20 protein-coding genes are annotated in these 25481 nt (G+C 54.2%); 12 read left to right on the forward strand and 8 right to left on the reverse strand.

The features are described 5' to 3' along the window. Positions 1–142: 142 nt before the first annotated feature. The 7 genes from HMPREF0576_RS08465 (at position 143) to HMPREF0576_RS08495 (ending at position 13741) form a co-directional block, all read left to right on the forward strand. Complete coding sequence (locus HMPREF0576_RS08465) at positions 143–7762, forward strand: DUF5979 domain-containing protein (protein ID WP_245527396.1); 7620 nt, start codon at positions 143–145, stop codon at positions 7760–7762. A gap of 75 nt (positions 7763–7837) precedes the next feature. Beyond that, positions 7838–9292 (forward strand): SpaH/EbpB family LPXTG-anchored major pilin, encoded by a 1455-nt coding sequence (locus HMPREF0576_RS08470; protein WP_036324431.1) that lies wholly within the window; start codon positions 7838–7840, stop codon positions 9290–9292. 24 nt (positions 9293–9316) lie between these two features. Next, positions 9317–10264 (forward strand): pilin N-terminal domain-containing protein, encoded by a 948-nt coding sequence (locus HMPREF0576_RS08475; RefSeq protein ID WP_004011487.1) that lies wholly within the window; start codon positions 9317–9319, stop codon positions 10262–10264. Beyond that, positions 10233–11150, forward strand: a complete 918-nt coding sequence (locus HMPREF0576_RS08480; protein WP_050779762.1) for a class C sortase — start codon at positions 10233–10235, stop codon at positions 11148–11150. Before HMPREF0576_RS08475 ends, HMPREF0576_RS08480 begins: the two co-directional genes overlap by 32 nt. A 190-nt stretch (positions 11151–11340) precedes the next feature. Continuing rightward, positions 11341–11922, forward strand: coding sequence for an FKBP-type peptidyl-prolyl cis-trans isomerase (locus HMPREF0576_RS08485; protein ID WP_004011489.1), 582 nt, complete (start codon positions 11341–11343; stop codon positions 11920–11922). A gap of 18 nt (positions 11923–11940) precedes the next feature. Next, positions 11941–12561, forward strand: coding sequence for a dCTP deaminase (gene dcd / locus HMPREF0576_RS08490; RefSeq protein ID WP_004007949.1), 621 nt, complete (start codon positions 11941–11943; stop codon positions 12559–12561). Positions 12562–12703: 142 nt separating this feature from the next. After that, the gene (locus HMPREF0576_RS08495) at positions 12704–13741 is read left to right on the forward strand and encodes a hypothetical protein (RefSeq protein ID WP_004011490.1); all 1038 of its coding nucleotides are present in this window, start codon (positions 12704–12706) and stop codon (positions 13739–13741) included. 29 nt (positions 13742–13770) lie between these two features. Here HMPREF0576_RS08495 and HMPREF0576_RS08500 read toward each other — a convergent pair whose 3' ends face one another. The 7 genes from HMPREF0576_RS08500 to HMPREF0576_RS08525 form a co-directional block, all read right to left on the reverse strand. Then, positions 13771–14040, reverse strand: a complete 270-nt coding sequence (locus HMPREF0576_RS08500; protein WP_004011491.1) for a DUF4235 domain-containing protein — start codon at positions 14038–14040, stop codon at positions 13771–13773. A 130-nt stretch (positions 14041–14170) separates the two neighbouring features. After that, positions 14171–15502, reverse strand: coding sequence for a DUF4921 family protein (locus tag HMPREF0576_RS08505; RefSeq protein ID WP_004011492.1), 1332 nt, complete (start codon positions 15500–15502; stop codon positions 14171–14173). 34 nt (positions 15503–15536) lie between these two features. Further along, positions 15537–15944 (reverse strand): ACT domain-containing protein, encoded by a 408-nt coding sequence (locus HMPREF0576_RS08510; RefSeq protein ID WP_004008556.1) that lies wholly within the window; start codon positions 15942–15944, stop codon positions 15537–15539. Between the two features lie 313 nt (positions 15945–16257). Then, a complete protein-coding gene (locus tag HMPREF0576_RS08515) occupies positions 16258–16935 on the reverse strand; it encodes a histidine phosphatase family protein (RefSeq protein WP_004008555.1) in 678 nt (225 codons plus the stop codon). A 51-nt stretch (positions 16936–16986) separates the two neighbouring features. Next, the gene (locus tag HMPREF0576_RS08520; protein WP_004011493.1) at positions 16987–17814 is read right to left on the reverse strand and encodes an HAD family hydrolase; all 828 of its coding nucleotides are present in this window, start codon (positions 17812–17814) and stop codon (positions 16987–16989) included. A gap of 77 nt (positions 17815–17891) precedes the next feature. Further along, positions 17892–17990: a 30S ribosomal protein bS22 gene (locus HMPREF0576_RS09265; RefSeq protein ID WP_003792170.1), complete on the reverse strand. Its 99-nt coding sequence runs from the start codon at positions 17988–17990 to the stop codon at positions 17892–17894. Positions 17991–18105: 115 nt separating this feature from the next. Next, positions 18106–18336, reverse strand: a complete 231-nt coding sequence (locus HMPREF0576_RS08525) for a helix-turn-helix domain-containing protein (RefSeq protein WP_004007957.1) — start codon at positions 18334–18336, stop codon at positions 18106–18108. 304 nt (positions 18337–18640) lie between these two features. Here HMPREF0576_RS08525 and HMPREF0576_RS08530 point away from each other — a divergent pair, with 304 nt between their 5' ends. Further along, entirely contained in the window at positions 18641–20011 is a 1371-nt protein-coding gene (locus tag HMPREF0576_RS08530) for a TrkH family potassium uptake protein (protein ID WP_004007958.1), read from the forward strand. A gap of 23 nt (positions 20012–20034) precedes the next feature. After that, positions 20035–21210 (forward strand): hypothetical protein, encoded by a 1176-nt coding sequence (locus HMPREF0576_RS08535; protein ID WP_004011494.1) that lies wholly within the window; start codon positions 20035–20037, stop codon positions 21208–21210. Between the two features lie 8 nt (positions 21211–21218). On the opposite strand, the gene HMPREF0576_RS08540 is transcribed toward HMPREF0576_RS08535, so the two are convergent. Further along, entirely contained in the window at positions 21219–21881 is a 663-nt protein-coding gene (locus HMPREF0576_RS08540; protein WP_004007960.1) for a potassium channel family protein, read from the reverse strand. 295 nt (positions 21882–22176) lie between these two features. Here HMPREF0576_RS08540 and HMPREF0576_RS08545 point away from each other — a divergent pair, with 295 nt between their 5' ends. The 3 genes from HMPREF0576_RS08545 to HMPREF0576_RS08555 all read left to right on the forward strand — a co-directional run bounded on the left by HMPREF0576_RS08545 (position 22177) and on the right by HMPREF0576_RS08555 (position 25457). Continuing rightward, complete coding sequence (locus HMPREF0576_RS08545; RefSeq protein WP_231294071.1) at positions 22177–22467, forward strand: hypothetical protein; 291 nt, start codon at positions 22177–22179, stop codon at positions 22465–22467. Between the two features lie 318 nt (positions 22468–22785). After that, the gene (gene dnaK, locus HMPREF0576_RS08550) at positions 22786–24660 is read left to right on the forward strand and encodes a molecular chaperone DnaK (RefSeq protein WP_036324434.1); all 1875 of its coding nucleotides are present in this window, start codon (positions 22786–22788) and stop codon (positions 24658–24660) included. Beyond that, positions 24657–25457 carry a nucleotide exchange factor GrpE gene (locus tag HMPREF0576_RS08555; RefSeq protein WP_004011497.1) on the forward strand — a complete coding sequence of 267 codons (801 nt, stop codon included), beginning with the start codon at positions 24657–24659 and terminating at the stop codon, positions 25455–25457. The genes dnaK and HMPREF0576_RS08555 overlap by 4 nt, the downstream gene beginning before the upstream one ends. Positions 25458–25481 lie beyond the last annotated feature (24 nt).

Raw genomic sequence — 25481 nt, forward strand, 5'->3', positions numbered from 1 at the left:
TTAGGTCAATCTGACCTTATTTGTTAAGTCAAAGTGATTTTTTTATATGCCATGGTATTGACGTGTGTGTATCGCTAGCAATACTATGGCACGAAAAAAAGAATCACGGATTATGACCACGAGCGTTCAGGGAAGGATTGCAATGGCTTCTATGCGAACAAAGCGTCTGGCAAGTTTTGTGCTGGCACCGTGCATAGTGCTAACTGCCTTGGCTTTTACCTTGCCTGCACTGACGGTTGCCGAGAACGCGGCGGCGGCGACTGGGCAATCCGCGAAGCCTAACACCGGACCGATTGGGACAGACAACGATCCCTGGCCACAGTCCTTTCCCCGGGACACGGACATGAGTCACGTGTCAAAAATGAAGCAGGGACGTATCGCGCTGGTTTTTGATTTTGATCCGCGCTACACCTGGGAGACCATGGGTGGAAACCGGATACCTCAGGGCAGGAATCAAAAAACCACGCGTAACTTCGACCAGTCCGAACAGATTAAAAAATATCTGAAAAACTTGGAGGGCGCCCCGGTACAGGTGGGGATATACACTTTTGACCGTTTTGACCGTACTGACAGGTACCAAAACGTAGCCTGGGCAAACACCCCGGATTTGCCCGCGACATCACTGGAAAACAAAGATGGCTTCGACAAAGTGATGGCGAAACTGGACTCCTTGGATGCCACCGACGGTACGGGAAGGCGTAAAGGGGATGGCACCGCTGCTGACGACGTGTCCAACCAGGAGCAGGGATTGCAAAAGGTACTGAACGATATGGATAAGTACCACTACACGGACGTGTTCCTCTTTACCGTGGGTATGCCAAACAAATGTGGGGTACACGATGGGGGATGTCCGGACGTCATAAAAAACCTCACCGAGGATCAAAAGAAATTCCTAAAGAAATCTGGTGCGCTTAAGGATGATGGCACCTCAGCTATCACCGAGCCGCATCGGTGGACGTACAAGAGCGACCCTGCAATTGCAGCCGCGGTGAAAGCCTACGAAATTCAGAAAAAAGGTGCCAAGCTGCGCCTCATGCATATGTACGTCAACTGGGGAATCAACGACCGCGCTTTTCAGTATGCGGGGTACATGCTGGGTGAAAAAATCGAAGGCACCATTGTCCCCGGTCCGCTGGGAGCCGAAGACCATGTTAAGTTGAATATCCCTGAGAGCATCAAAGACCAGTGGGTGACCATTCGTCACGCCGGGAATTTGGGGCTATACCACAGCGATAGAAGCATGATAGATGGGAGATATGACGGTAAAAAGATTGTGGAGGCGTGTAACAATTGGCACGGCTTGGGGACGCTTGACCTTCCCAAAAGAGATGGCTTTGCCCAAGATATTAAGCTCGGTGGAAACAATGGAAACCAATATTGTAACCACGTGCGTGATGGTAAGTTCGGTAAAACTGTGGTGGACTGGTTACAGAAGGCTCAAGGTCTAGCGGTAATTAATGACCAGGTTGACCAAGATTTACGCTTTATCAAGCCCAACGCGAATCGACAATTTAGCATCAAAGTTGCGGGCGGCAACGATACCTCCGTGAAAACCGCCGCGGACGGCTTCTTTGATCATGATGGTGCGGATGGTCAGGTCACAGAAGTTAAGTTTACCCAACCCTCGCCCCGCGAGCAGATTACGCCTTTCAAAGGCACGGATCATAAACTGCATAATGCCCGCTGCCATGGGTGGAACGCGGGGAAAAAACCGGAGACGTTCTATCCTGAAGACATTAATGACCCAAATGGTATCCCTATTGGTTTTAAATTCACGCAGGACCAGCTAAATGTGAGCGACAATAAAGGATATCAGCTAGCTAAGTGTGCGGTGTATTCCCGTCCTTTCCAGGAAGTAGAGATTGTCAAGCGTGCCATCACTGCTAAAGACGACCCGATAAATACTGTGCTGGGTCCGGGGAAAGTAAAAGAAAACAATCAAGTGGTGACTAAGCCGGGAGCGAAATACGAATTCGCATGGAAATGCGTTGATCCCCTGAACCATGATGTCAACAAAGTGATTTCTTCCAGTGAGGGAATTCCCGCAGGTAAACGTACTCTGGAGATAAAAGGAAAGGTCAACAACCTCTACGAATGGGAACCCCTGGGAATCGGCAAAACTATAACTGAGAACAATCAGCCAAAGTCGATGCTGCCTGTAGGAGCCAAGTGTGAGGTTACAGAAAAGATTAAACTGCCCGCAGGCTATTACGCAGACGAGCGAGAAAACGCGGCAAAGGCTAACCAACTCTATACCTCAGAAAATCGTGTGGAGGGACGTAACTATCAGATAGAGATCCCCGCTAACGCCTCGGACCAGGAAAAGCAACACCCCGGGAGCGTAGGTCAGGCGCAAAACAAGGATAAACAAGCAACCGGGGGTCACACTTTTGGTGCCACTATCCGTTATGAACAAGGCAGTATTACCGCTTCTGGGGTTTCTCCGATTTCCCAACTGGTTTCCACGACTACTTACCGTTCCCGCAAGGCAGGAATTCATTTCACCCTGAAATTAGATAATCCCGAGAACGATCCTGCCTACGACACGGTTTTGGCTAAAGAAAAAGCTAAAACCGCACGTAATGGCGTAACTCTGGTGCCGGTTTACTACAACTGCCGGTTTATGCCCGACCCGAAGAAACCCTTGGAATTACCGGAAACTAATCAGGGCTACATTCCTACCCCGGTGCAAAGTGGATGGATGTATGTTCCCGTCAAGAAAGGGGAAGCCACGGGCGAAGCCTACATCGGTTACCAAGGAGTTAACGAGCGAGGTGAACTGCCGAAACAGGGCGGTCAGGAAGTCAAGGTTCCGACCTGGCCGGTAGGAACACACTGCCTGTTTTCTACGGTGGCGCCTCCGGAGGCTGAACAGCAAAGCACGGGACGTCCGCTCGATTTGCCCGGTTTCACCAGTACTGAGAAATACTCCTCTACCGTATGCGCGGGTCATGACTATCAACCCGGTGACGGAGAAATTGAGTGCGGTAAAAACTATTTCTGGGTCGGCAGTGATAGAGAGCACACCATCAAATTAACCCAAGAATTTTATCGTCAACATGGACAATTGGAAGTTTCCAAAGTTTTGAAAGGCTCGGCGATTAGCCAGGGTCTCACCACGCCTTACGAAATGAAGTTAGGTTGCCAGCAGGAACGGGTGAAATTACCTGTAAATGATAACGGTCTCACCCGTGGCAATGATGGTTCCTACACCTTCACCGTGAAGCCCGGAGAACCACGAACGATACAGGGAGTACCCGCAGCGGCTAACTGTCAGCTGAGCGAGACTAATTCCAATAAAACCAAGATACGTAATGTTACAGTCACGATTCCTCGGACTCAGGAAATAGCTCCGCTGAAAGATTTGTCGAAGCCCCATCAGGTTGAGGTGGAAAACACCCTGGAGTACACGCCGGGAAGCCTAAAAATTACCCACAAAGGCACATATGACAATAACCTGACCTCCGCGATGCAAGAACAAATTCAGAACCAAAATCGCAATATAGAGCTTCGTTGTACTGATTTGGATGGCAAAGTTACTACCAAGTCCGTGCAGTTGCATCCGGGAGACACATCTGTGATACCGAACCTATCCGCGGGTTCCAAATGTGTTGTCAGCGCCGATACCAGTGGATTTAGTGTGCAAACCCAGGATGACCCGAATGCGGGACCATCGGAGCATTACATACAGGTGGCATCAAAACCGGTGGAAGTCACGATTAACCCAGGCAGTAATGAGAGCACCGTCGAATCTTCGTTTTCGCATCTCACTGCCGGGGAACTCACTATATTTTCGCGAGTAAAGCAGTGGCCGGCTTACGGTGCGGTAAGAGGGAAACTGCCACGGAATGTTTCTGCGGAGATAACCTGTGGAACTCAAAGTTATTGGACTAAAACGTTAGATTTGGACATGACGGTACCGTCTACCATTAGTGGTACGAATTTGCCGGAAAACACTGCATGTAAGCTGCACGTAAAGGTGTTCAATACTTGGCCCACCGAGATTGAGGGCACGACCGAGTTCAAAGCTGGTGCCGGAAACAAGCTGACCGCAGCCAATTCACCCGCTGAAGAGTTCGGCTTCACAACCCCGCGTTCCAATCAGACGGGTACTTCTCTGGTGCTGGCTCATAGCTTCCGCGAGGCTCAATCCACAGCGAAATTCCGCCTCGATAAACCCCAGATGTGGACCAGCGCAGACGAAAAAGCCAATACCGGAGTGAAGGTGCCTGATTCCTGGAAAGCAGCCCTTTTGAAAGGCATGAGCGCAGTGCCTAATGAAGTGACCTGCAAACTGGGCAACGATACTGTTTCTCGACCCGTAAATCTCGACCCCCAGGGCAACTTTGCACAGACTCAGGTGCCTCGTGGCTGGAAGTGCCAAGCGGCAGTCAGCCCAAGACTTCTAAAAATTGCGGGTACCGACCTCAAAGAGTCGAAATGGAGCCCGAGCAGCCCTGCCGGCGCAACTACGAAAAATTTTGATGCGAAAGTGGCAGGCGCTGACCCGCAGGCTCCCGTGACATTGGACTGGACCGCAGGTGATGAATTTTCGGCAACGCTGAGTAATACATACCGTGTCCAATTGGCATCCTTTAATGTTAAAAAGAAAGTCGGTGGCGAGGGCGTCGGCGCGATTCCAGCGGAATACCAGTTTAAGATTCATTATTCGTGCACATTGAATGGTGAAACTATAGATCTTCCCGCGCCGGCTAACATTAACGATAAAACAGCTGAAGCCTACGAAGTGGTCAATGGCAACAACAGTGCCTGGGACGCAGCCGCACACCTCAAGAAAGACCTCGAAAAGCGTTTCAGCGGTACTTTGCAGACCGAAAAAACCGTTGACATCGTGCGGTTCCAGCAGGGTGAATGGCATCCTATCGACGCCCTACCAGCCGGTGCGGTCTGCACAGTTTACGAGGACGCCGCCGCTAAAGTCGATTCTTCGCGTCTGGATAATTATTGGGAGCTTGCCGCTGGCTATCGCGGTCGTGAACCCGCTGCCAAGTGCGAGGCTGATTCCAAAAAGTGTACTCCGACCTCGGAAACTAATAATGACGGTTTGGGCGGGGCAAAAGTATTTTTGCCTACAGACACACCGTCTCAGGCTAATCGTTTCTATAAAGATAAACAGAATGCTAAAAACGACCAGGGAAAGCCTTTGAATCCCCAGGTCCCCCAAAAATTCCCAGAAAACTTCGCCGGTACTTTGGTGCCGTGGAACAACTACACCTTTGATAAGGCGAAGCAACTCCGTTTGACAATGAAGCTGGAGGGAAACGGTAAAGAATTGCTCGCCGGACAAACTCTGCACACGCGGTTGTATTGTCAACCTCCTGCTATGCGTGACCAAAACAAGAGACTGGTAGCTTCCCAGTCCACGAAGGGTCGCAACGTGATTAACGCAGATCTGGAATTCAAGGTGACACCGGACGCACTGAGGTCGGGTCACATAGAAGCCACCAGTGATGTCAAATTACCGGTGAATTATAAGTGCGTTATCGCGCAAAAGATGTTCTCTTTGGGCGATGGTCTGGCTACCATCCGACTCAGTGCAGACATCGGTCCGGGCAATATCAAGCCACAATCCAGCACCCTGGCAGATTTAGACCCGGGAACAACAGGAAGCACGCCAGTAAGTAATTCTGCCACCACAAAGCAACTCCAGGAATTCTTTACTTCCCACGACGAACCCGACGCTACTGGAAAGAAAAACGAATTTAAGGAATATACGGCAGACGATAGGAATCTGTTCCAAGGGGCAGATGAAAACTATATTGCGGCTTTCCAGATGCCCGCAAAACTCCAGGAAGATGCTACTGTCGGTTTCACTTTGACAAATCTGTTGTCCCGACCGGGTGTGGACTTTACGGTAGCGCACCAGCTCATCGACAATGTCAGCGGTTACTACAACTTGGGCGGGAAGCTAAACGATGCTCACGCGCTTAGCTATAAACTCGCATATGAATGCCAGGATCAGTACCTGAAGGAAAAATACCGGGACGGCACAACAGAGAAAACTCGCCCGCTTACCTATCAGGGAGAAGTCGCGCTGGGCGTGAACCGAGAGGTTCAGCTTTTCGCAGCCGCAGACCCGAATGCTGCCAGCAGTGGCACAGCGGGCTCCGGGCAGCCTAAATTTATTCCTGCCAGCTCGAGTTGCGCATTTTGGTTGAACAATGCGGGGGACAATCCAATAGCCGGATATCCGGCAGTGCAGCTGTTGACCAGCAGCATGGTGCAAGGTGATGCCAAGTTGGCAGGTCGTTTCCACAACCAACGTAAGTCTGCCGAGCGCGATCCCGGTCAGCTCAAAGCCAAACCGCTAGTTTTTGAAAAAGATCCTGGTGCGACAGCTAACTCGGGAAATTCTGGTGCCACCGCTCCGAGCGGCGTCGCTTCGGGGAGTAGCAGTCAGCCGGCAAACCCTGCTAAAGCGGGAGAAAAAGCCACACCGTTGAAAGCGAAACTCACCTTTGATACTTGGTACTTTACAGAACGCCAGGAGCTGAGCCTGAGCACCTATACTTACGGGGCAAAAGCCGATGAGGCAATCGCGCCGGACACTAAGTTTACCTACGAATACACCTGCAATTATCCCCGACTTCCGGGAATGACTTTCGATGGGGCAACGCGCAAGCTCGAAGGCATAAGTCTGGGTGACCGGGTCAGTCTGGGGCAGGATACCAGTGAGCCCTGCGATAGAGCTCCGTCCGGCGGGGGGACAACTGTGTCTAGCCAGCCAGGAGGACCTGCCTCCGCTCCCAAACAGTGTGTTAAACGAGTAGTGCCCGCGGGAACCTCATGCACCGTCACCGGACACCAACCGAGTCGCCCGGCAGCACAGAACTATCTGAATGTGGTGACTAACCAGGTAACCAACCAACCGGACTTGTGGGATATAGATAAAAACGGTCAACCCCAGGGCAAACCTAGAATTACCAGCAAGACTGTAGAAAAAATTGTTAAACAAACCGGTACGGATGGCAGCTTTACCGTCCAATTAGGTGGTCAGACCAACGGTAAAGACAATCCGTTAGACGTGATTATTGGTCATATTGTCTATATGCACGGGGCAGAAATTTATGTGCGCCGAGTGGATGACCAACACCATCCGGTAAAGGACGCGAAGTTTGACTTGTACACACAGCCAGTCAGCGCAGTCACCGCTGGCGCAAGTCCCGCCGCGAAGTCTCAGGTTTCGTTTACGCCGGATGTGGACTCATCTGGACAGGCTACGGGCTGGTACCGTGCCATCCTCGCCCCCGGAACGTATTGGGTCGGCACCACTAACACCGGGGCAAACGGAGCTGAACTGCTGTGGCAGCGCTATCAATTCGATGTCAGTATCGCCGATAAGAAAAACGGTCAAAATCTGAATCCCGAATTCGACACCGTGGTGACTCTGTCTGAAAAGAGCCAGCATAGCGGCTTGGTGACATTGAGCAAACGAGAACTGACAACGACCCCAGGCAGCACCGCCGGTAGTACGCCCAGTTCATCCAGTAACCCCACCCCGTCCAGCTCACCCAATGCCACGGAGCCATACACTTCCAGCCAAGACCTCAATTCGCTGAATGCAACAGACTTCGTGAAATGGGATTTAGAGATTGGTGACATTCGATTTGGGACCCTGCCGCTCACCGGAGGCAAGCTGCCGTGGATGCTGGGTAGCGCCGGAATGCTGATGGGGGCGGCAGTGATACTGATGTGGCGGTTACCCAGACGCGAGGACTTTACTTCAGGAAAGGAAGTCTAGGGAACCGGCATGAGGATTCAACGTAGCAAAACCGAAACAAACATAACAACATATGGATATACGGGAGGGATTGACATGCGAAACGCAAAAGAAGGTGTTTCACGAATAATAGGTCTGGGGATAGCCCTGGTGTTGGCAGCCGTGTTCTCAATGCTCATATGGGTGCCGCAGGGACATGCAGACGGCACCACGGTAGATATGAACAAAAAGGGGTCTATCACGGTGCACTCAGTGGAGGGTGATACCGGTGTCCCCGCTACTGGCGCGGAAGTCAACAATCTTACTAACCAAAAAATTAATGGTTCGGAATTCACGTTGACCAAGGACTCTACAGACGTCAGCACCATAGCTGGTATGCAGGCCGCCGCTGGGGTGACAACTAAGAATTTCACCGCTGACACCCACTTTATTGCGAAAAACTGCACCACCCAGACCAACGGCTCATGCAAATTTGAACAGTTGGTCCCCGGTGTGTACAAGTTGGAACAGATTAAGGCGCCGACAGGTAAACAGACTGCCGCTCCGGCTATCGTGGTGCTACCACTGACCAATCCCACAGGCAATGGCTTCTTGTATGACATTCACGTCTATCCAAAGAACGCCACCATCGGCAGCATCAAAAAAGTAAACACCACGCCCGCCGACACCCTGCTGAAAGAGGGCGCAGAAATGACCTTTAAGATTACCGTCCCGATTCCCAAACATGACGCCGATGCAAAGAAATTCACCGCATTTACCGTTACGGATGAACCCGTTTCCGGTCTGACGGTAGCGGAAAGCGGCATTACGTCCGTAGTCCTGGGGACTGAAACCCTGACCTCAGACACTCACTACACAGTATCGAAAACGGGAAATAATGTTAAGGTAACGTTTGTTGGTGACGGCTTGACGAAGCTCAGTGGGAGCACGGAAAGTGAGCTGATTGTAAATGTGAAAGGCACAGTCACTAACATAGCCAATGATAAGGTCGTTAAAAACAAGGCTGCCTACGCTTACAAACTCGCAGACGGAACGAATAACACTGGTGGGAAAGACCCCAACGGCAACGATCCCGGTTCAGAGGGTGTGGAAACTAAAGACGATGATTCCTCCCAGACCACCTTTGGATATGTACAGATTAAGAACACCGACGGAACCACCAACGCACTGACGGGTGGCAAGTTTAAGGTTGGCAAGTGTGCTGCGGATGGTAAGTCCGTGGCAGCCGGTCAGGAAGTTGCTACGGATGCCACCACAGCTGCTCAGGTTGGTCCGATTGGTCCGCTAGCTAAACTGTGCGTCGAGCAAACCACGGCACCTACTGGCTATGCCTTGAACCCCGAAGCCACTGCCATCGAATTCACCGCTGAGAAAATCACGAACGCTAACAATAAAACTCTGGAAGCCCTGGTTACAAACACCAGTAATAACGACTTCCTTAGCAAGCTCCCTCTGACAGGTGGTCCGGGCGTAATTGCTCTGTTGAGTGCAGGAGCAGTGTTGATGTTGGTTGCCGTAGCGCTGATGTCGCGTAAACGTCACCAGGATTAAGGCACATTTAGTCAGGAGAACGTGATGAAACTGATGGGACGGTGGCTCGCAGCTTTGGCGCTATGCCTGGTGGTTACCATAGTGAACCCCGCGGGAGCGTTAGGGGTCACGCGTGCCACCGCCCCAATTCACCCCTTCACAGGGGATGGCGACCCTGCCAGTTTATTTAACGCGCCCGGTGCCGCCCCCACAGGTACCGGCACCCTGACACTCGTCCGAGAGGCAGGTAACCCCTATAACGATGAGACACCGCCCAGCGTGCGAGGAGTGGCATTCAAGGTCGCGAAAGTCACAGGCGTTACTTTGGACACGGCTCAATCCTGGCAGGACATTAAGAGTCTCACCCCAGAAAAAGTCGCCGATAAATTAGACACGCCGGTCACGCAGTCAACCGACTCTAACGGCAGGGCGGTCTTTGACCACCTCAGCGTGGGACTGTACTTGATTAGCCAAGAACAGGAACATGCTTCTGGAAAAATCGCGCCTTTCCTAATCACCGTGCCAGTAGCGGATAAAACCCGACACTCGTGGAACTATCGACTGGTGATTACCCCGAAACCGCAACCTCGTACCCCAACCGGTTCGACATCCGGTTCGGGAACCGGTCCATACGTTTCGGGAGAAGTCTCAAAAGATACAACGCCGACCCCCACCCCTAGTGAATCTAAATCCCCGACCCCGACAGCGGATCCAAATCCTGGTAACGGAAATAAAACCTATTCCGCAAATAAAGACCATAACAAACAGGAACCGCCGGTAAAATCCGTGTGGTTGCGTGCCCCGAATGGTGACCTGATTTTAGTTGCGCCCGATGGGACGATAGTGGCGAGACTGCCCGCAACCGGGGTGATTGTCGCACAGGTTGGCGGAATGGCTCTGTTTCTCATAGGTGTCGGGATGTGGATTTTGCTGCGGACGAAACGCCGCCAAGAGAGCCAGGATGCTGCCAGTGTCGAGGCATTACACAAGTAAAAAATCGAATCGTCAGATTTCCCGCCTGGTGCCGCTATTGTTTGCCCTGGCGGGAATCGCCTTGTTTATGTACCCCGTAGTGGCAACACAGTGGAACAACTACCGGCAAAACCAGATTACGACTTATTATGCCCGGCAAGTCCAGGAACCACAGCGTTTGGAAGCGCTGGAGGCATCCGTGGCGGCAGCTCGGCGCTACAACGAGGAAACCCCCGGCACGCCGATTCTGGATCCCTGGCTTTCCCGCGTGTCACAAACCAATAATCCCTACCAGGAGTATTTGGAACAACTGAACGTGATGGAACAAATGGGACAGCTAATCATTCCGAAAATTCGTGTGAATTTGCCGATTTATCACGGCACTGAACCAAAAACTCTGGAACGGGGGATTGGACATCTTTACGGCTCATCACTGCCGGTAGGAGGGGCGGGGACGCACGCCGTGTTGACCGGACACACCGGTCTGACCAACGCCACTTTGCTCGATCACCTGGAACAAATGCGAGTCGGAGACGCTTTTTATCTGAATGTGGCAGGGCTGCACATGAAATATCGTGTGGTATCCGTAGTCGTGGTGGAGCCAACCGAGATAGGAACCCTGAAAAGGCAAGACGGACGGGACTTGGTGACACTGATTACCTGTACTCCCTATGGAATTAATTCACACCGTCTGTTGGTGACAGGAGAACGCACCGCGCTGGACAAAAATGAAGAGAATGCTTTTAACAGCGGCTTTATGCTGACCTGGTCGTGGTGGATGGTGGCTGCCTTAGTTGCATCGACGCTGATGGCATTGCTGACCCTGTGGTGGTGGCGCGGCAAAGGGCGACGCCGCAAAGAAAAACACCCGCGAAAGCAGGGAATAAAGCACGCGAAAGCACGGTAATGCGATGCTCCATTCAACCGATGCGACTATTTCCCGATTGAGAATTCACCGTGACCAGGGCAGATTGACACCGCGGGGACTAATCAGCGAGAGTGTAATCAGCGAGTGTGAGCCGGGGCGCCACTCGTGGGGTAACCACGCACGGTGTGGTTTACCTGGGGTGAAAATGATTTTCCGCTAGGGTGTAACCATGACTGTGAAAATTGTTCCTAAACTGTTTCTGCTCACTGGCGCGGCGGCGTTGACCCTGAGCTTGAGCGCGTGCTCCACCCATGCCAAAGAACAGGCTGCCAGCCAAAGCCCGACCGCGTCCAACTCTGCCACCCCCACTCCTGAAGAACCCAAGTCCACCCCGGCTGCTGTCGTCGAGGGCGACCGTCCCCAGGTGGTCGGTTCGGGAGCTGATACCGCGGTAGGATTCCCCAAGGATATGCCCGCCCCGGAACAGAACACCGCGTGGGTCGTCCAGGAGGGGACAGGCGCGGTGGTCAGTGAGACTGATACCGTCACCGCTAACTATGTGGGACAAGTGTGGGGTCAGGGCAATATCTTCGATTCTTCCTTTGCCCGCGGAAAAGCCACATCGTTTAGCTTGCAGCAGGTGATTCCTGGTTGGACCAAGGGTTTGGCAGGGCAAAAGGTCGGGGCAAAAGTTATCCTCGGGATTCCTTCTGAAATGGCTTACGGTCAGCAGGGGCGTCCGCCCGTCATTCCGCCAAACTCGCCTTTGGCTTTTTACGTGGAAATCGTTGATTCTAAGCCTGCTTCCTAGAGACGATAGCTCAGTGCCATGTTGATTTCTGACCGTGATATACGAGCCCTAGTAGCTCAAGGCAAAGTCGTGCTGGATCCCTGGGACCCGGACGCGGTGCAGCCCGCCTCCGTGGACATTCGCCTAGATCGGTACTTTCGCCTGTTCGATAACCACAAATACGGCTTGATTGATCCCTCAAAGGAGCAAGCTGAGCTGACTCGCCTGGTGGATTCTGGCGACAAACCGCTCATCTTACATCCCGGCGAATTCGTGTTGGGTTCTACTTTTGAACACGTGACCCTGCCCGATGACATCGCGGCGCGTCTGGAAGGGAAATCCTCGCTGGGGCGGCTGGGGCTGCTGACCCACTCGACTGCGGGATTCATCGATCCGGGCTTTACCGGGCATATCACCCTGGAGCTGTCCAACACAGCGACCATGCCGATTGCGCTGTACCCAGGCATGAAAATCGGTCAGCTGTGCTTCTTCCAAATGTCCTCTCCCGCCGAGGCCCCCTATGGCTCAGGGGCGAAAGGCTCCCGCTACCAGGGGCAGCGCGGTCCGACTGCCTCGCGTTCTTACCTGAACTTCACGCAGGTAGAGGTCCCGGAAGGACGCGGGATTGTAGCTGAAGCTCATTGCGACCCAGAACTGTGAACTGCTTTTCCTCGGTCACCAGGGACGGCGCGGAAACGCTGCCAGATGCCACGACACGTCGTCGAGCCTACCCCCGCGACTGAATAACGTCCCTGCAGCGTCACCTCGGTAACGGTCGGGCAGATTTAGGAAGGAAAAAATCATGTTGTCACCTGCCAATCGCCACGATTCTTTGGATTTGTCAGCTGCGCAGCCGTTTCACTTGCTGGCGGTTGCCGATGACGTGCAGCCTGAAGAAATCGACATTCTGGCAGGGCAAATTTGGACCGAGTGTTCCCGCTTGGGACCGGGACTTTTAGAGCTCAAAAAAGAGGCATATCTGACCGGTCCTTGGGATTTGACGCCGGAAGCGATTGTGGGGTTGGGGCTGCCCAGCCGCCTGAAGTTCGCGTATTTGGCAGGAGTTCCCGCCCTACGCGGGAAACCCGTGCCGCAGTGGTTGCAGGGGCGGGACCCCTTGTGGGACGCGTTTCGAGAAGGCGGTCCGGAAGGGCTGGAACTCGAAGTTTTACAGGGGCTGCGGCGCATGGCACGGCGGTTGGCTGGCGCCTTGCGGTTCTCGACCGGTCCGATTATCGTCCCGGATCCAGATTCCGCGGTGAGCTTGCGTGTGCTGTCCGAAATTTGGTTGGAACCAGCAGCCTGCCTCCAGGTGGTGCAGCGTGCCTTGCCTATCGCCGCCCTGCTGATGGGAAACGAAACTGAACAGACCCAGCGCCGCTCGGGACCTAAAACCCCTCGCCTGACCACCCCCGAGGAACGCGCCAACTATGACCCCGACGGCTTACGCTCGCGCATTCAAGACGGGGTCAGCCCGGACGAGCGGGCGTGGCTACATGCGGAAGCTGAAGCCTATGACGAAGCTGCCATGTCTATGCCCATGATGGTTGACGCCTACGCGATTGCCGCTGACGTAACCCAAAAATCGTCCGTTCACGTGGTGGTGCAGGGAGAAACTGCTATCCCCCCGGCCTTGGGACATGCTGAAGACGGCTGCGTGAGCTACGCCATTTCTTGGATAGCCCCAGAAATCACCATCACAGAGGAAAGCAGGCTGAAACGGGCGATGCGTCTGGACCGGCTGACCGTCATTGACGCCATCGAAGCTGTCGCCAGACAACTGGCAGAAGCAACCAACGGGGTCATTATTGACGAGGACGATTTCGTCGTTACTATCTAAGCTCGGAACCAGATGGAACGCGCCCTTGCCTAGGCGCTTTCGATGCCGATGCCGGCTTCGCTGTGCTTGTTTACCCACCACTGACTAGCGGTACGCACGGTGAAACGCTTGATAATGGCGAGCAATACCCCAGACAGGACCGCGAAAACGATGGCTTGTGCCAACCCGACTTCCACGTCATCGTCCTGCGGAGGATTAGCTCCGGTGACCATCCTCCATCCCAATTTGACGATGTTGTCGCTGACCAGGCCCGCTAGACCCACAGCCGCTACATTCACAACTTTTTCCCCGATGTCCACGTTTTCTCCTTAAATCCTTGTCAGGTTTACGCCAAACAACAGCGTCCCCTCCATGTTATCGGGTCAAGACTCGGTTCGGTCGAGAGTGCCGTTGTGGGTTTTGTCGGTGCAGTCGCGCGAGCGGGACGGGCTATTCTCCCAAGGAATCTTTCGGCAAACGGTATTCGTTGCCCAGTCGCAGCGAGGGTGCTATCAGACCTTGCTCGCGCTTTTTCTCCAATAGCGTCACCATTTCGTCGCGCAGCGTCCACGGGTCGACCGAGTTGAGATAAATCCGGGTGGAGCCTTCGAAACCTGCCAGGGTCGAAGTGCGCTGCTTTAGCAGGATACGGAACCGCAGCGGGACATCGAGGTCAACAGGTCGGTGGTACCATTCCTCGTTGGTGGGGACGGCGGGTCCTACCGCACAGTGCAGTGCGTGCAACACGTCAGAAATCCCGTCGACCTGTTCCCGAGTGTATTCCCACGGCAGCAGTGCAGGCCCCAGGGGCCAGACTGCGATGGTTTGGTAGCGGTGTCCAAAGTCAGCGAACCCCACCGCGTAGTCGTTACCCAGAATCATCATTTGTCGGTGCGTCACATAATGCAGGATTCGGCGGTAAATCGCTGGGTCTGCCGCCACACGGGCGGCTTCAGCTTCAATCTGGACCCCGTATTCATCCACGGCTACCAGCTGTTTATGCAGGTGGTCAAAGGATGCTCCGGCTGGTCGCAACCAATTTTGGAAAGCGGTGACGTATTTCACGGCAGGATTCAATTTGTACAGGTCTTGCAAGGTGGCGATGGTGTAGCCGATGTAGGCACGGTGTTCAGCCACGCTCAAAGTCCCTGCCGAAGCGTTTTGATCCGCCCTGGTCGCCCCGTCCACGTAGTGACGCCGTGCCACGATTACATCGTGTCCTCCGGCGAACAGACCGGTGGCGTACTGCAGCAAAGAATCATCGGGGATAGTTTCCAGGTGGTCCTCACCGGACGCCTCCAGGCGCATTTTTACTACGTGCAAAACGTGGTCGTATCCCGCGGCGGAGGCCAGGTAATCTGCCATGCGCCGGTTTTGGGTCTCAGTGGGGTAGTGGTTGTGGTTTTCGTGCCAATAATCATAGGAAACAATCTCAAAAAGGTTGGGAATACGCCGAAACTCCGCGACCATGTCTTGCATGGAGGCGGCGGGCAGGCCCTCGATTTTGTGGAACTTTGCGTCCAAACCTTTGACCAGCCGGGATTTTTCCGGCGGGGTGTCAAAGTAACGGTCCGTGCAAAAGGCGCAGGTGCTGGTGAAGTCGGAGGGCTGCAGCAGCGGTGCCGGTTCCGTGACTGCTTCGCGATGGAAGTGGGGACGGTTCCCGCGGCTTGTCACTGTCCATACTTGGGTTCCGGTCAGGGGATTGCGCTGTTTGATGGTGCCATCTGCCATCCGGTCCATCGGGTCGGGGGTCAGCTGGAGAGGGTTCTTATCCTTCATGATGAACAGTAATCCTTTGGGGTTGGACCTCGGCTCACATATTGAGCCAGGCTTTCGCTTGGCCGGACACATCTTCGAGTACGGCTTTGGCCTCAGTCGCCAGTTTGGAAGGCACAAAAATATGGGTGTGATAGATTCCGGAAAAAATGTTTGCCGGGATGGAACGGGAGGACAACACTTGGGCAATCCCGGAATTTAATCCGACCACGTCCAGGGAACCGGGCGCTGACAAGGTGATAATCGTGTAGGGGTCGGCAGTGCTCAGACCGGCACGAGCAGCTTCTTCCAAAGTCACTCCGATGGTAATGCCTTCCGGTTCACGGATTAACGCCACCGGTTCCACGTCTGGAGGTAGCTGAGTAACACTGGCAAACACGTACTCCACCCCGATGCGGGGGTTAATCTGAGCCAGCATTTGTTCGTATGTGGCGTTCTCGCTCATAAAATCCTATTCAATCGTTTCTCGGGGTCTTTCCCGGTGACGTAACCTTTTCATTCTAACCGTCCCGGGGCACTATTGTCCGGAGCCTCGGGAACAGTATGCTAGTTAGCGAAAAGGAAGTCGTGTATCCCCTGGAGAATTTGTGCGAAACAGACTAATAGTTATTAAAACATTTAACTAATTTCTGAGGGTGGTTAGTCGCGATAGAGAGTCTCCGGAGGGGCGCATACTATCAGCCATGTCACTGCCAATTTAAGCCCGGCTGAGTCGCTGGTTTTGCCGGGCGCGAGCGTTGCTAAATCCCCCTCGCGAGTCAACGACCAGTGTTGACCGCGGCGCTGGAACGCCCCGGTGTCACATCCCGAGCCTCAGCCACCAGCGATTCCGCTGGTGAAGCGTACTCCATACCAATCAAGGTGGCATTATCGAAGTAAAACGAGGTCACGGAGGCCAGGGCGCACTCGCGTTTCCGTGGATCGTGAACCAAAGATTTGCCCTCCACGAAACGTCGCAGCGTCCAAATCGGCAGCTGGTGAGAAACCACCAAAGATTCCCGACCGGGGGGAGTCAAGGCCCTCGCGTGAGCCACCGCGCGAAACATCCGCTGGGCGATGTCCCGGTAATGTTCCCCCCAAGACGGCAACCAAGGTGCCACGTACAGCGACCAGTATCGCGGGTGCGCCAAAGTCAGCGGGGAACGGTGAATCTTTTGCCCGCGCAATTTATTGCCCGCTTCGGTCAGACGCGAATCGAGGTGAACAGGCAGCTGGAAAATTTCGGCCGCGGGCGCGGCACTTTCCTGGGCGCGCTGCAGCGGGGAAGACATAATCATGGCAATATCGCGGTTTTCCGCTGCCAACCAGTGGGCTGTTAGTGTCGTCATTTCCCGCCCTCGCTCGGTCAGCCCAAAGCCGTCGAGCCGCTCGTAGAGCACCCCTTCCGGATTATCAACTTCGCCGTGTCGCATCAGGTGGACGGTGGTCAGAGCCATGGTTCCTCTCTTCAGGGTTGATGGTCAGTGGTGGTGATGGGTGTGGGACAGCTATCGGCGCCGGGGAAACCGGGAACGCCAAATCCGTCCGGGGACGTGCAGAATCCGGCGAATCACGTATCTCCAGAGGACTCGCAGCGTCCACAGGAAACCTATCGTGATGGCGGGCAGGTAGCGGCTGCGCACCTTAATGGCAATATCCAGACGGCGGTGCGCGAAATCATAAATCGGCCAGTGGCGACGTTTGGCAATCCGACGCAACTTTGGTTCGGGATTGACCACACAAGGGTGTCCGACCAGGTTAAAGAGCTTTTCATCAGACATGGAATCAGAATAGGCATAGCACTGTTTCAGGTCGTAGTCGTGTTCCCAAGACAGTTCCAGCACCGCTTTGGCTTTCATGGTGCCGTGCATCAGAGACTGCGGCATCTTTCCGGTGTAGCGTCCCCGCTCATCGACTTCCACCACCGTGCCCAGAGCCCCGGTCAATCCCAAACGATGCGCCATAGATTGCGCAATTTCCCTTGGGGTAGCGGAAACCAGCCAGACATCGTGCCCGGCATCGAGGTGCTTTTGAATGATCTTTAATGCCCCTGGAAACAAGCGTTCCTGCAGGAAACGGTCATAGAGTTCCTCCCCGACCAGCACCAAATCAGATTCCAGTTTGCCTTCGATAATCTGCAGGGACCGTTTCTTTACCTGCTCCACGCGGTGGATGCTTTCTCCGAAAATGACGTAAAGCAGGGCTTGGCGAGCCGCAAAAACAAAGAAATCCAGCCCAAAGTAGCCGCGGGAATACAAGTCCCGTGCCAGATACCAGGTCGAGGCACCACGGATTAAGGTGCCGTCGACATCAAAGAAAGCTGCGATTGTCGCCACGTATTAATCTTACTGAAGTGTTTTTTGAGACGCTCAAAAACGTGCGCGGGCTCGGAAAAATCCGAGCCCGCCGACGTCTACTTCTTATTACGACGCTGATGACGCGTCTTCCGAAGCAACTTGCGATGCTTCTTTTTCGCCATCCGCTTGCGACGCTTCTTAATGACGGAACCCACGCCGACCTCCTAAAATAACTGCTGCCACCGAACACGCGGCAAATAACCACACAAGTTTACCTTTTTCAGACACCCTAGCCAAAATGAGAGAGCCTGCGTGCAGCGACACCCCAAACTATTGCGCGACGGCCTCGTCGTCGTTGCCAATCATCCAGTTGTCCAGGTTTGATGCTGAAAGCTCCTCGACAGCTTTCAACGGCACTCGAAACGAACGCTTGACACGAACAGCGGGAAGATCGCCAGCATGAACCATACGATAAACGGTCATCTTCGAGACCCTCAACAAGTCCGCAACTTCCGCTACGGTGAGGAACCGTGGTGCCTGGCTCTGAGTCATTCCCGTCATCCTAAATTTGCCTAGACGCGCGACCGGAGCCACTTTAGTCTCACACTCAACACGCGCTACATACAAAAATATATCGGTAATTTACCTAAAAGTGTTAGTTCTTCACCCTCGATTTTCTCTAAACCTCCGATTTTTGCCGAAATTCCTCCCTTTTGACGGACGGGTATTACAGTTTTGGTCTGGCAAAGGGTAACGTTGTAACCGAGTTTTCCGCACGGGGGCTTCTCAGGGCTCCGTTGGGACAGCGAAAGCTTACCCGAAAAATCAACCGGAAAATCCCTGTCAGGAAAAGGAACGGGCGAACTTGAAGTTTTTTGCGAACCTGCGCGAAAAAAGCGGGAAGTGGTTTGATGAACTGGCCCGCCGCGCCCCCGCTCGCCTGACGCTCGCGGTGTTCCTCTCTATCATTGTCGTCCAAACTGTTCTCCTGTCCCTGCCGATTGCTACTCGCGATCCAGGTCATGCTCGCTTTATTGATGCGCTGTTTACCAGTACTTCCGCAGTGTGTGTGACCGGTTTGACGGTGGTGCCTACCGATACCTACTGGTCGCCGTTTGGGCTAGTAGTCATTATGCTCGGCGTGGAAATCGGGGGACTTGGTGTCATGACCCTGGCATCGATGCTGTCCTTGGCAGTATCGCGCCATATCGGTCTGACTGCTCGCATCTTGGCTGCCGGGGAAAAGAAATCTTCCCTGGGGGAAGTCGGCTCGCTGGGGAAAATGGCGCTGCTGGTGTCAGTTTCGGTCGAATCAGTCATTGCCCTGATGCTTTTCCCGGAGTTTATCCGGCAAGATTACGGCATCGGCTTGTCAGCTTGGTATGCCTTGTTCATGGCGGTCAGCGTGTTTAACAATGCTGGTTTCGTCATCGTGCCGGGCGGGGTGGAACAGTTCGTGGCTGATTTCGGCATTATTGGTCCCATGTGCCTGGGAGTTTTCATCGGCGCTATCGGTTTCCCGGTTTCCCTCGATTTGGCACGTAATTGGCGGCGGCCTAAACACTTGAGTTTGCACTCGAAACTGACCATCACGACCTACCTGGCGCTGTCGGTAGTGGGCGGCGGAATCAACGGGATTATTGAGTGGGATAATCCGCGAACTTTGGGGGCTTTGGATCTGCCGGGGAAGCTCCTGGCAGCTTTATTGGGGGCGTTTAACGCCAGGTCACTGGGGGTTTCTACGATTGATGTGGGTTCTATGCACGAGGCGTCTTGGTTCGTTTCTTCCATCATGATGTTTATCGGGGGTGGTTCGGCGTCCACCGCCGGGGGTATCAAGGTCACGACTTTCGCGGTGATGGTCCTGGCAATCGTGGCAGAAGTGCGTGGTAATCGTGACATTGAAGCGTTCGGGAGGCGTATTGGTCCGTCAACGGTGCGCCTAGCGGTGGCAGTTGTCGCGATGAGCGCCCTGGTCATAGGGTTGTCTACCGCCACGTTGCTGCTGTTGACGAATTTGCCGTTGTCAGAAGCTCTTTTTGAGGTCAATAGTGCGTTCGGGACTGTCGGTCTGTCTACCGGCGTCACCGGTTCCCTCCCGGATTCAGGAAAAATTTTGCTGTCCCTGCTGATGTTTACCGGTCGGGTGGGAACCATGACCTTCGGGGCTGCCCTCGCCATGCGGAACCGCCGTCGGGTGATACGATTTCCTGAAGAAGCCCCCAGTATCGGATAGGCATGCAGCGGGAGTAAAAAACAATGGCGATGACGAATTGGGCGTTCCCCAGTCTGGAGACGAAGCCGGGGGCGTGGCGTCGCTACTGGGTGGTGCTGGTGGCTTTCCCGGACCTGTTTCGGGAAGTTTTTGCAGATTCGACCCTGGAAGCCTTTTGCCTGGGAATGGTAGATGACCCTTTGAGTCGGAAGTTGTTTGTCTCGTATATGCGCTCCCATGCCCGCAAGGAACGTCATGCTCTCAAGGCTTTGCAAAACGGCACTGATGTGCGTGATATTCCTGGTGCCACCCCGGTAATTCAGCAGTTTAAAACTCGCTTTGAGGAGCTTCGCCGCGAGCACGTTCAGGGGGTTCCAGAACAGAAACTGCCCCTGCTGGTGGAGCGGCTATCTACGGCTGCGTGTGATTACACGTTTTGTGAAAATCTGCAACCGCGAATTGCGGATCGGGTCATCGGTCCGAGTGGTCGAAAAATCGCGGACGCCTTAGCGCAGCAATGGCTGGATTATCCCCAATTAAAGTACCTCAACCAGCGTTTTCACCCGCGGGCGCAACACCTGAGGTTTGATTCTCTGGATGCCGTGACTTTCCGTCAGTCCTCCGTCCCCAGCGCTGTGCAGCGGACTGCTGGGCAGTTGCCGCGTTATGTGGAAGCTCATGGGGGGACGAATCCGCAAACTTTCCCTTATATATCGAGTTTCATTGGTCCGGTGCCGCCCATCCCCGATCCAACTTCCGGTTTGCGCTTCCCGCAAGCGCCGTTGCGGCAGTTTGCCTGTACACGCGACCTGTTTGATCCAACGTGGGCTGGCAGTCCGGAACAAGCGCGGGAGCTGCCTTTCCGTTTTGAGGAGATTCCTCCGCTCAGCTTTGACCGGGTCTATCAAGTGAATACCCTGCAAGACTGGCGTGAACTGGTTAGGCGCTATCCGCTAGAGTTTACCAACCCGGATGTGCGGCAAGAATTCCAACGCTTGAGCGGTAAAGACGCACTCTTTCTGGGGGTTGATTGGGACCGAGTCCGTCGCGACTATGACGTGGTGTTTTTCGGTTTCAGAGCAGTTTTGGATGGCGCCGATGTGGGCGTGGACCTCGAAGCGAGTGAATTGGGTGAAGTGGCGCAATCCTGCACTGGAACCCGTCTCACTGCGCTTATGTATCGAGTGGTGCCGGGCTCGACTTATTGGTTGAATCTCTAAGCTTTCACTCAGGGGCGATTAGCAAAATCTTCGAGCAGCTTTCCGTCTCCCGACACGATAATCAGGTCATTAGCTGCCACCACGGTGTCAGGTCCGGCGTATTCAAAGTGCTGTCCGGGTGAGATAACACCTAGGATGTTAACCCCGTAGCGACGGCGCACATCGGATTCCAACAGGGTGAATCCTTGAATTTCTGCCGGGGGGCGCATCTTTACGATCGAGAAGCCTTCGCGGTCCATCTCTACGTAGTCCAGCATTCTGCCGTCAACCAGGTGCGCGGTGCGCCTTCCGGCATCAAATTCTGGGTAAATGACGTGGTGGGCACCAATACGACGCAGGATTTTGCCCTGTTCTCGACTGATGGCTTTGGCCCAAATCTGTTCCATCCCCAAGTCGACCAAGTTAGCGGTAATCAGCACCGACGCTTCCAGAGCGCCCACACCCACCACGGTGGATGAAAAATCTTTGGCACCCAACTGTTCCATCGCGTCCAGCCGGGTTGCGTCGGCTTCTACCACGGGAAAGAGCGGGGAAAAACGCTCGACTTGTGCCGGGTCATTTTCAACAGCCAGAATTTCGCGGTCCAAAGAATTCAGCGTCATCGCGACCGCAGATCCGAAACGACCCAAGCCGATTACCAATGTTCCTGAGGACTTTTCCTTTTCAGCCACCCTCAAAGTTTACCTGTTTCATGCCTTGTGGTTGGCTTTCTGGCGGGATTGTGGCGGTTTTCGAGGGATTTTTGACATCGCGCGGCTGCGGCGGGGAATCACCCCAAAACAATCTTTTGTCCTGACAAATACCCCTTTTGAACACTAAATGCCAGCTCAAACCCAACTCTGGACGAAAAAATCTGGAAAGAACCTAATGAAGTCGAAAACCAACCGATAGTTACGGTTGTCGCCAAGGTCACCGGCAACGGTGTCTTGGGGTCAGAGATTATGGCAATCCAAGGATGGGATGAAAATGAGTGAGCAACTCGGTGGCACAGATAAGCTGCAGACGCCTCAGATGTTTGCAGTGGCGGTGGCTTCCACGGCTGGTCGCAGTGCCTACGATAATGTTCCCGCTTTTCCCAAGATTGTTGCCCCCAGCAATGTGAATCGGGCAGATGCCAATGCGCGGGCGTTTAACTCCGGAACGTTGGCTGACGCGGTAAACAGGCTGGTAGGGCTCCCTCCCTTTAATGTTCCTGCTTCGGGTATTGTGGGGATTCTTAGTTCTCGCACGGTGGCTAACCAGGGTTTCGTCGCCTAGCGAGGCGGGGTCGGGTCAGATTCTTTTTTCTTCATGATGTTCTCCTTTCGGGGCAAGGCGTCCGGGTCACTTTCCGGGCGCTTTGCCCTTTCTGGGTTTGATTTCACGAGTCCGCTGCGCCAGTTTTCGTTTTGGTTTTCTTTTTCGGGAATAAATCCGCACTTAGATAAGTTGAGTTAGATAGACTCAAGTTTTACAGCCTCGGGTAGACAAGGAAAATTGCCTGAGATAAACTTGAGTCGTTAGAACTCAAGATTGCTGTTCTTGGGTTTGAAATTTAAAGAATACGAACACACAAAGAAAAAGGGGAGAAACACAATGGCAAAAGCAGTAGGCATCGACTTGGGAACCACAAACTCGGCTCTGGCAGTTTTGGAAGGTGGTGAACCTACGATTATCGCTAACGCGGAGGGAATGCGTACCACACCTTCCGTGGTGGCGTTCTCAAAGACAGGCGAAGTCTTGGTAGGTGAAGTTGCCAAGCGCCAGGCGGTCACGAACGTGGACCGCACCATTTCATCGGTAAAGCGCCACATGGGCACCGACTGGAAGATTGACATCGACGACAAGCAATACACTCCGCAGGAAATCTCGGCTCGCATCCTGGGTAAACTCAAGCAGGACGCCGAAGCCTACCTGGGTGAAAGCGTGGAATCTGCCGTCATTACAGTTCCGGCATATTTCAACGATTCGCAGCGTACCGCGACTCAGGAAGCTGGCAAGATTGCGGGCTTGAAGGTACTGCGTATCATCAACGAGCCGACCGCTGCGGCGCTGGCTTACGGGCTGGAAAAAGGTAAAGAGGACGAGCTGATTCTGGTCTTTGACCTGGGCGGCGGTACGTTCGACGTGTCCCTGCTGGAAGTTGGTAAGGACGACGACGGATTTTCCACCATTCAGGTGCGCGCCACCAATGGCGACAACAAACTGGGCGGTGACGACTGGGATCAGCGCATCGTTGATTGGTTGGTTGACCAGGTAAAGACGAAGGACGGCGTGGATTTGTCCAAGGACAAAATCGCACTGCAGCGTCTGCGCGATGCTGCTGAGCAGGCCAAGAAGGAACTGTCCAGCGCAATGAGCACGAACATTAACCTGCAGTACCTGTCCATGAGCGAAAATGGACCGATTCACCTGGACGAGAAGCTCACGCGCGCAAAGTTTGAAGAAATGACCGCAGACCTGCTCAACCGCTGCAAGACTCCGTTCAACGCGGTTATCAAGGACGCCGGCATTAAACTCAGCGAAATTGACCACGTGGTGTTGGTCGGTGGTTCCACCCGGATGCCTGCCGTAACCGAGCTGGTCAAGGAGCTGACTGGCGGTCGCGAGCCGAATAAGGGCGTGAATCCCGATGAGGTCGTGGCAGTGGGGGCAGCTCTCCAGGCGGGCGTCATTGAAGGCGACCGCAAGGACGTTCTGCTCATTGACGTGACCCCTTTGAGCTTGGGTATTGAAACCAAGGGTGGCATTATGACCCCGCTGATTGAGCGCAACACGGCTATCCCGACGAAGCACTCCGAGGTCTTTTCGACCGCCGAGGACAATCAGCCTTCCGTGCTAATTCAGGTCTACCAAGGGGAACGTCAGTTCGCTCGCGACAACAAGCCGCTGGGCACTTTCGAACTGACCGGAATCGCTCCTGCGCCACGCGGACTGCCGCAAATCGAAGTCACTTTTGACATCGACGCTAACGGTATCGTGCACGTTTCGGCAAAGGACCGCGGCACTGGTCAGGAGCAGTCCATGACCATCACCGGCGGATCTTCCCTTCCGAAGGACGAAATTGACCGCATGATTAAGGAAGCCGAGGCGCACTCTGCGGAAGACAAGCAGCGTCGTGACGAAGCTGAGGTGCGTAATGGTGCTGAACAGGTCGTTTACCGTATCGAGAAACTGCTGAAGGACAACGCTGAAAAGCTGCCTGAGGACGTGGTGGCTCCGGTGAAGGAATCTTTGGAACACCTTAAGAAGGCTAACGAAGGTGAAGACATCGAAGCTATCAAGACGGCGATGAGCGAACTGGAGGAAAAGGCCCAAGCCATTGGACAGGCTCTGTACGCCCACGCGCAGGAAAACGAGTCGGCGCCGGCGGACGGTGCTGCTGCGGAACCTAACACCGCCTCCACCGATGATGACGACGTTATCGACGCCGAAGTCATTGATGAAGACGATGAGGGTGATAACAAGTGAGCGAGGACAAACTCAGTCAAGAGGCCCGCAAGGCGTACGCCGAAGCTCAGAAAGAATTCGATGAAGCCGCTGCCCATGAAGCCGAAAAGGTCAGCGCGACACAGAATTCCGCAGAGACTGAGGTCAAAGCCAAGTCTGGCTCCAAGAACGGCAAAAATGTCGACTCCGCGGCGGAGCATTCCTCACACAGCCATGTTTCTCCCGGTGACTCTGCTGGTCACGAAAACGGGGGCGCGGCTCAGGCGGGTGGACAGCCCGCCGCGGATGAAGCGGATGAGCTGACCGGCGAGTTGGCTCATGCCCAAGAGGACCGTATCGCGACGCTAAACCAAGACCTCGATCGCGCCAAGGATGACTTGGCGCGGGCGCGGGCGGATTTGTATAACCTCCAACAGGAGTACAGCAACTACGCCAAACGCACCAAGGCGGAAATCCCCCAGCAGCAAGAAGCGGGGGTTGCCTCGGTGGTTGATGCCCTGATGGGAGTGTTGGACGACATTGATTTGGCTCGTCAGCACGGAGACTTGGAGGGTCCGTTTGGCGCGGTGGCTACCAAATTGGAGTCCACTTTGCAGACGCGGTTTAAAGTCAAGCGTTACGGAAAGGTCGGCGACACCTTCGATCCGAATCTGCACCAGGCCATTCAAATGGCTCCGGGTGCAGATGACGGTGGCGAACATATCATCGACGCGGTGGCGCAGCCGGGCTACCTGATGGGAGAACGGGTTCTGCGCGCTGCCATGGTGGTAGTGGGAGTTGAGAAAAGTCCCTCTGCCGACCAAACTTCAGAGGCATGAATCGTGAATCAAGAAATGGAAAGG

The sequence above is a fragment of the Mobiluncus holmesii ATCC 35242 genome (assembly GCF_000185445.1).
GTDB classification, from domain to species: domain Bacteria; phylum Actinomycetota; class Actinomycetes; order Actinomycetales; family Actinomycetaceae; genus Mobiluncus; species Mobiluncus curtisii.

Coding starts and splice junctions, on each gene's coding strand:
- HMPREF0576_RS08465 (WP_245527396.1), top strand. CDS start 143: ATGGCTTCTATGCGAACAAAGCGTCTGGCAAGTTTTGTGCTGGCACCG.
- HMPREF0576_RS08470 (WP_036324431.1), top strand. CDS start 7,838: ATGCGAAACGCAAAAGAAGGTGTTTCACGAATAATAGGTCTGGGGATA.
- HMPREF0576_RS08475 (WP_004011487.1), top strand. CDS start 9,317: ATGAAACTGATGGGACGGTGGCTCGCAGCTTTGGCGCTATGCCTGGTG.
- HMPREF0576_RS08480 (WP_050779762.1), top strand. CDS start 10,233: ATGCTGCCAGTGTCGAGGCATTACACAAGTAAAAAATCGAATCGTCAG.
- HMPREF0576_RS08485 (WP_004011489.1), top strand. CDS start 11,341: ATGACTGTGAAAATTGTTCCTAAACTGTTTCTGCTCACTGGCGCGGCG.
- dcd (WP_004007949.1), top strand. CDS start 11,941: ATGTTGATTTCTGACCGTGATATACGAGCCCTAGTAGCTCAAGGCAAA.
- HMPREF0576_RS08495 (WP_004011490.1), top strand. CDS start 12,704: ATGTTGTCACCTGCCAATCGCCACGATTCTTTGGATTTGTCAGCTGCG.
- HMPREF0576_RS08505 (WP_004011492.1), bottom strand. CDS start 15,502: ATGAAGGATAAGAACCCTCTCCAGCTGACCCCCGACCCGATGGACCGG.
- HMPREF0576_RS08510 (WP_004008556.1), bottom strand. CDS start 15,944: ATGAGCGAGAACGCCACATACGAACAAATGCTGGCTCAGATTAACCCC.
- HMPREF0576_RS08515 (WP_004008555.1), bottom strand. CDS start 16,935: ATGGCTCTGACCACCGTCCACCTGATGCGACACGGCGAAGTTGATAAT.
- HMPREF0576_RS08525 (WP_004007957.1), bottom strand. CDS start 18,336: ATGACGGGAATGACTCAGAGCCAGGCACCACGGTTCCTCACCGTAGCG.
- HMPREF0576_RS08535 (WP_004011494.1), top strand. CDS start 20,035: ATGGCGATGACGAATTGGGCGTTCCCCAGTCTGGAGACGAAGCCGGGG.
- HMPREF0576_RS08545 (WP_231294071.1), top strand. CDS start 22,177: ATGAGTGAGCAACTCGGTGGCACAGATAAGCTGCAGACGCCTCAGATG.
- dnaK (WP_036324434.1), top strand. CDS start 22,786: ATGGCAAAAGCAGTAGGCATCGACTTGGGAACCACAAACTCGGCTCTG.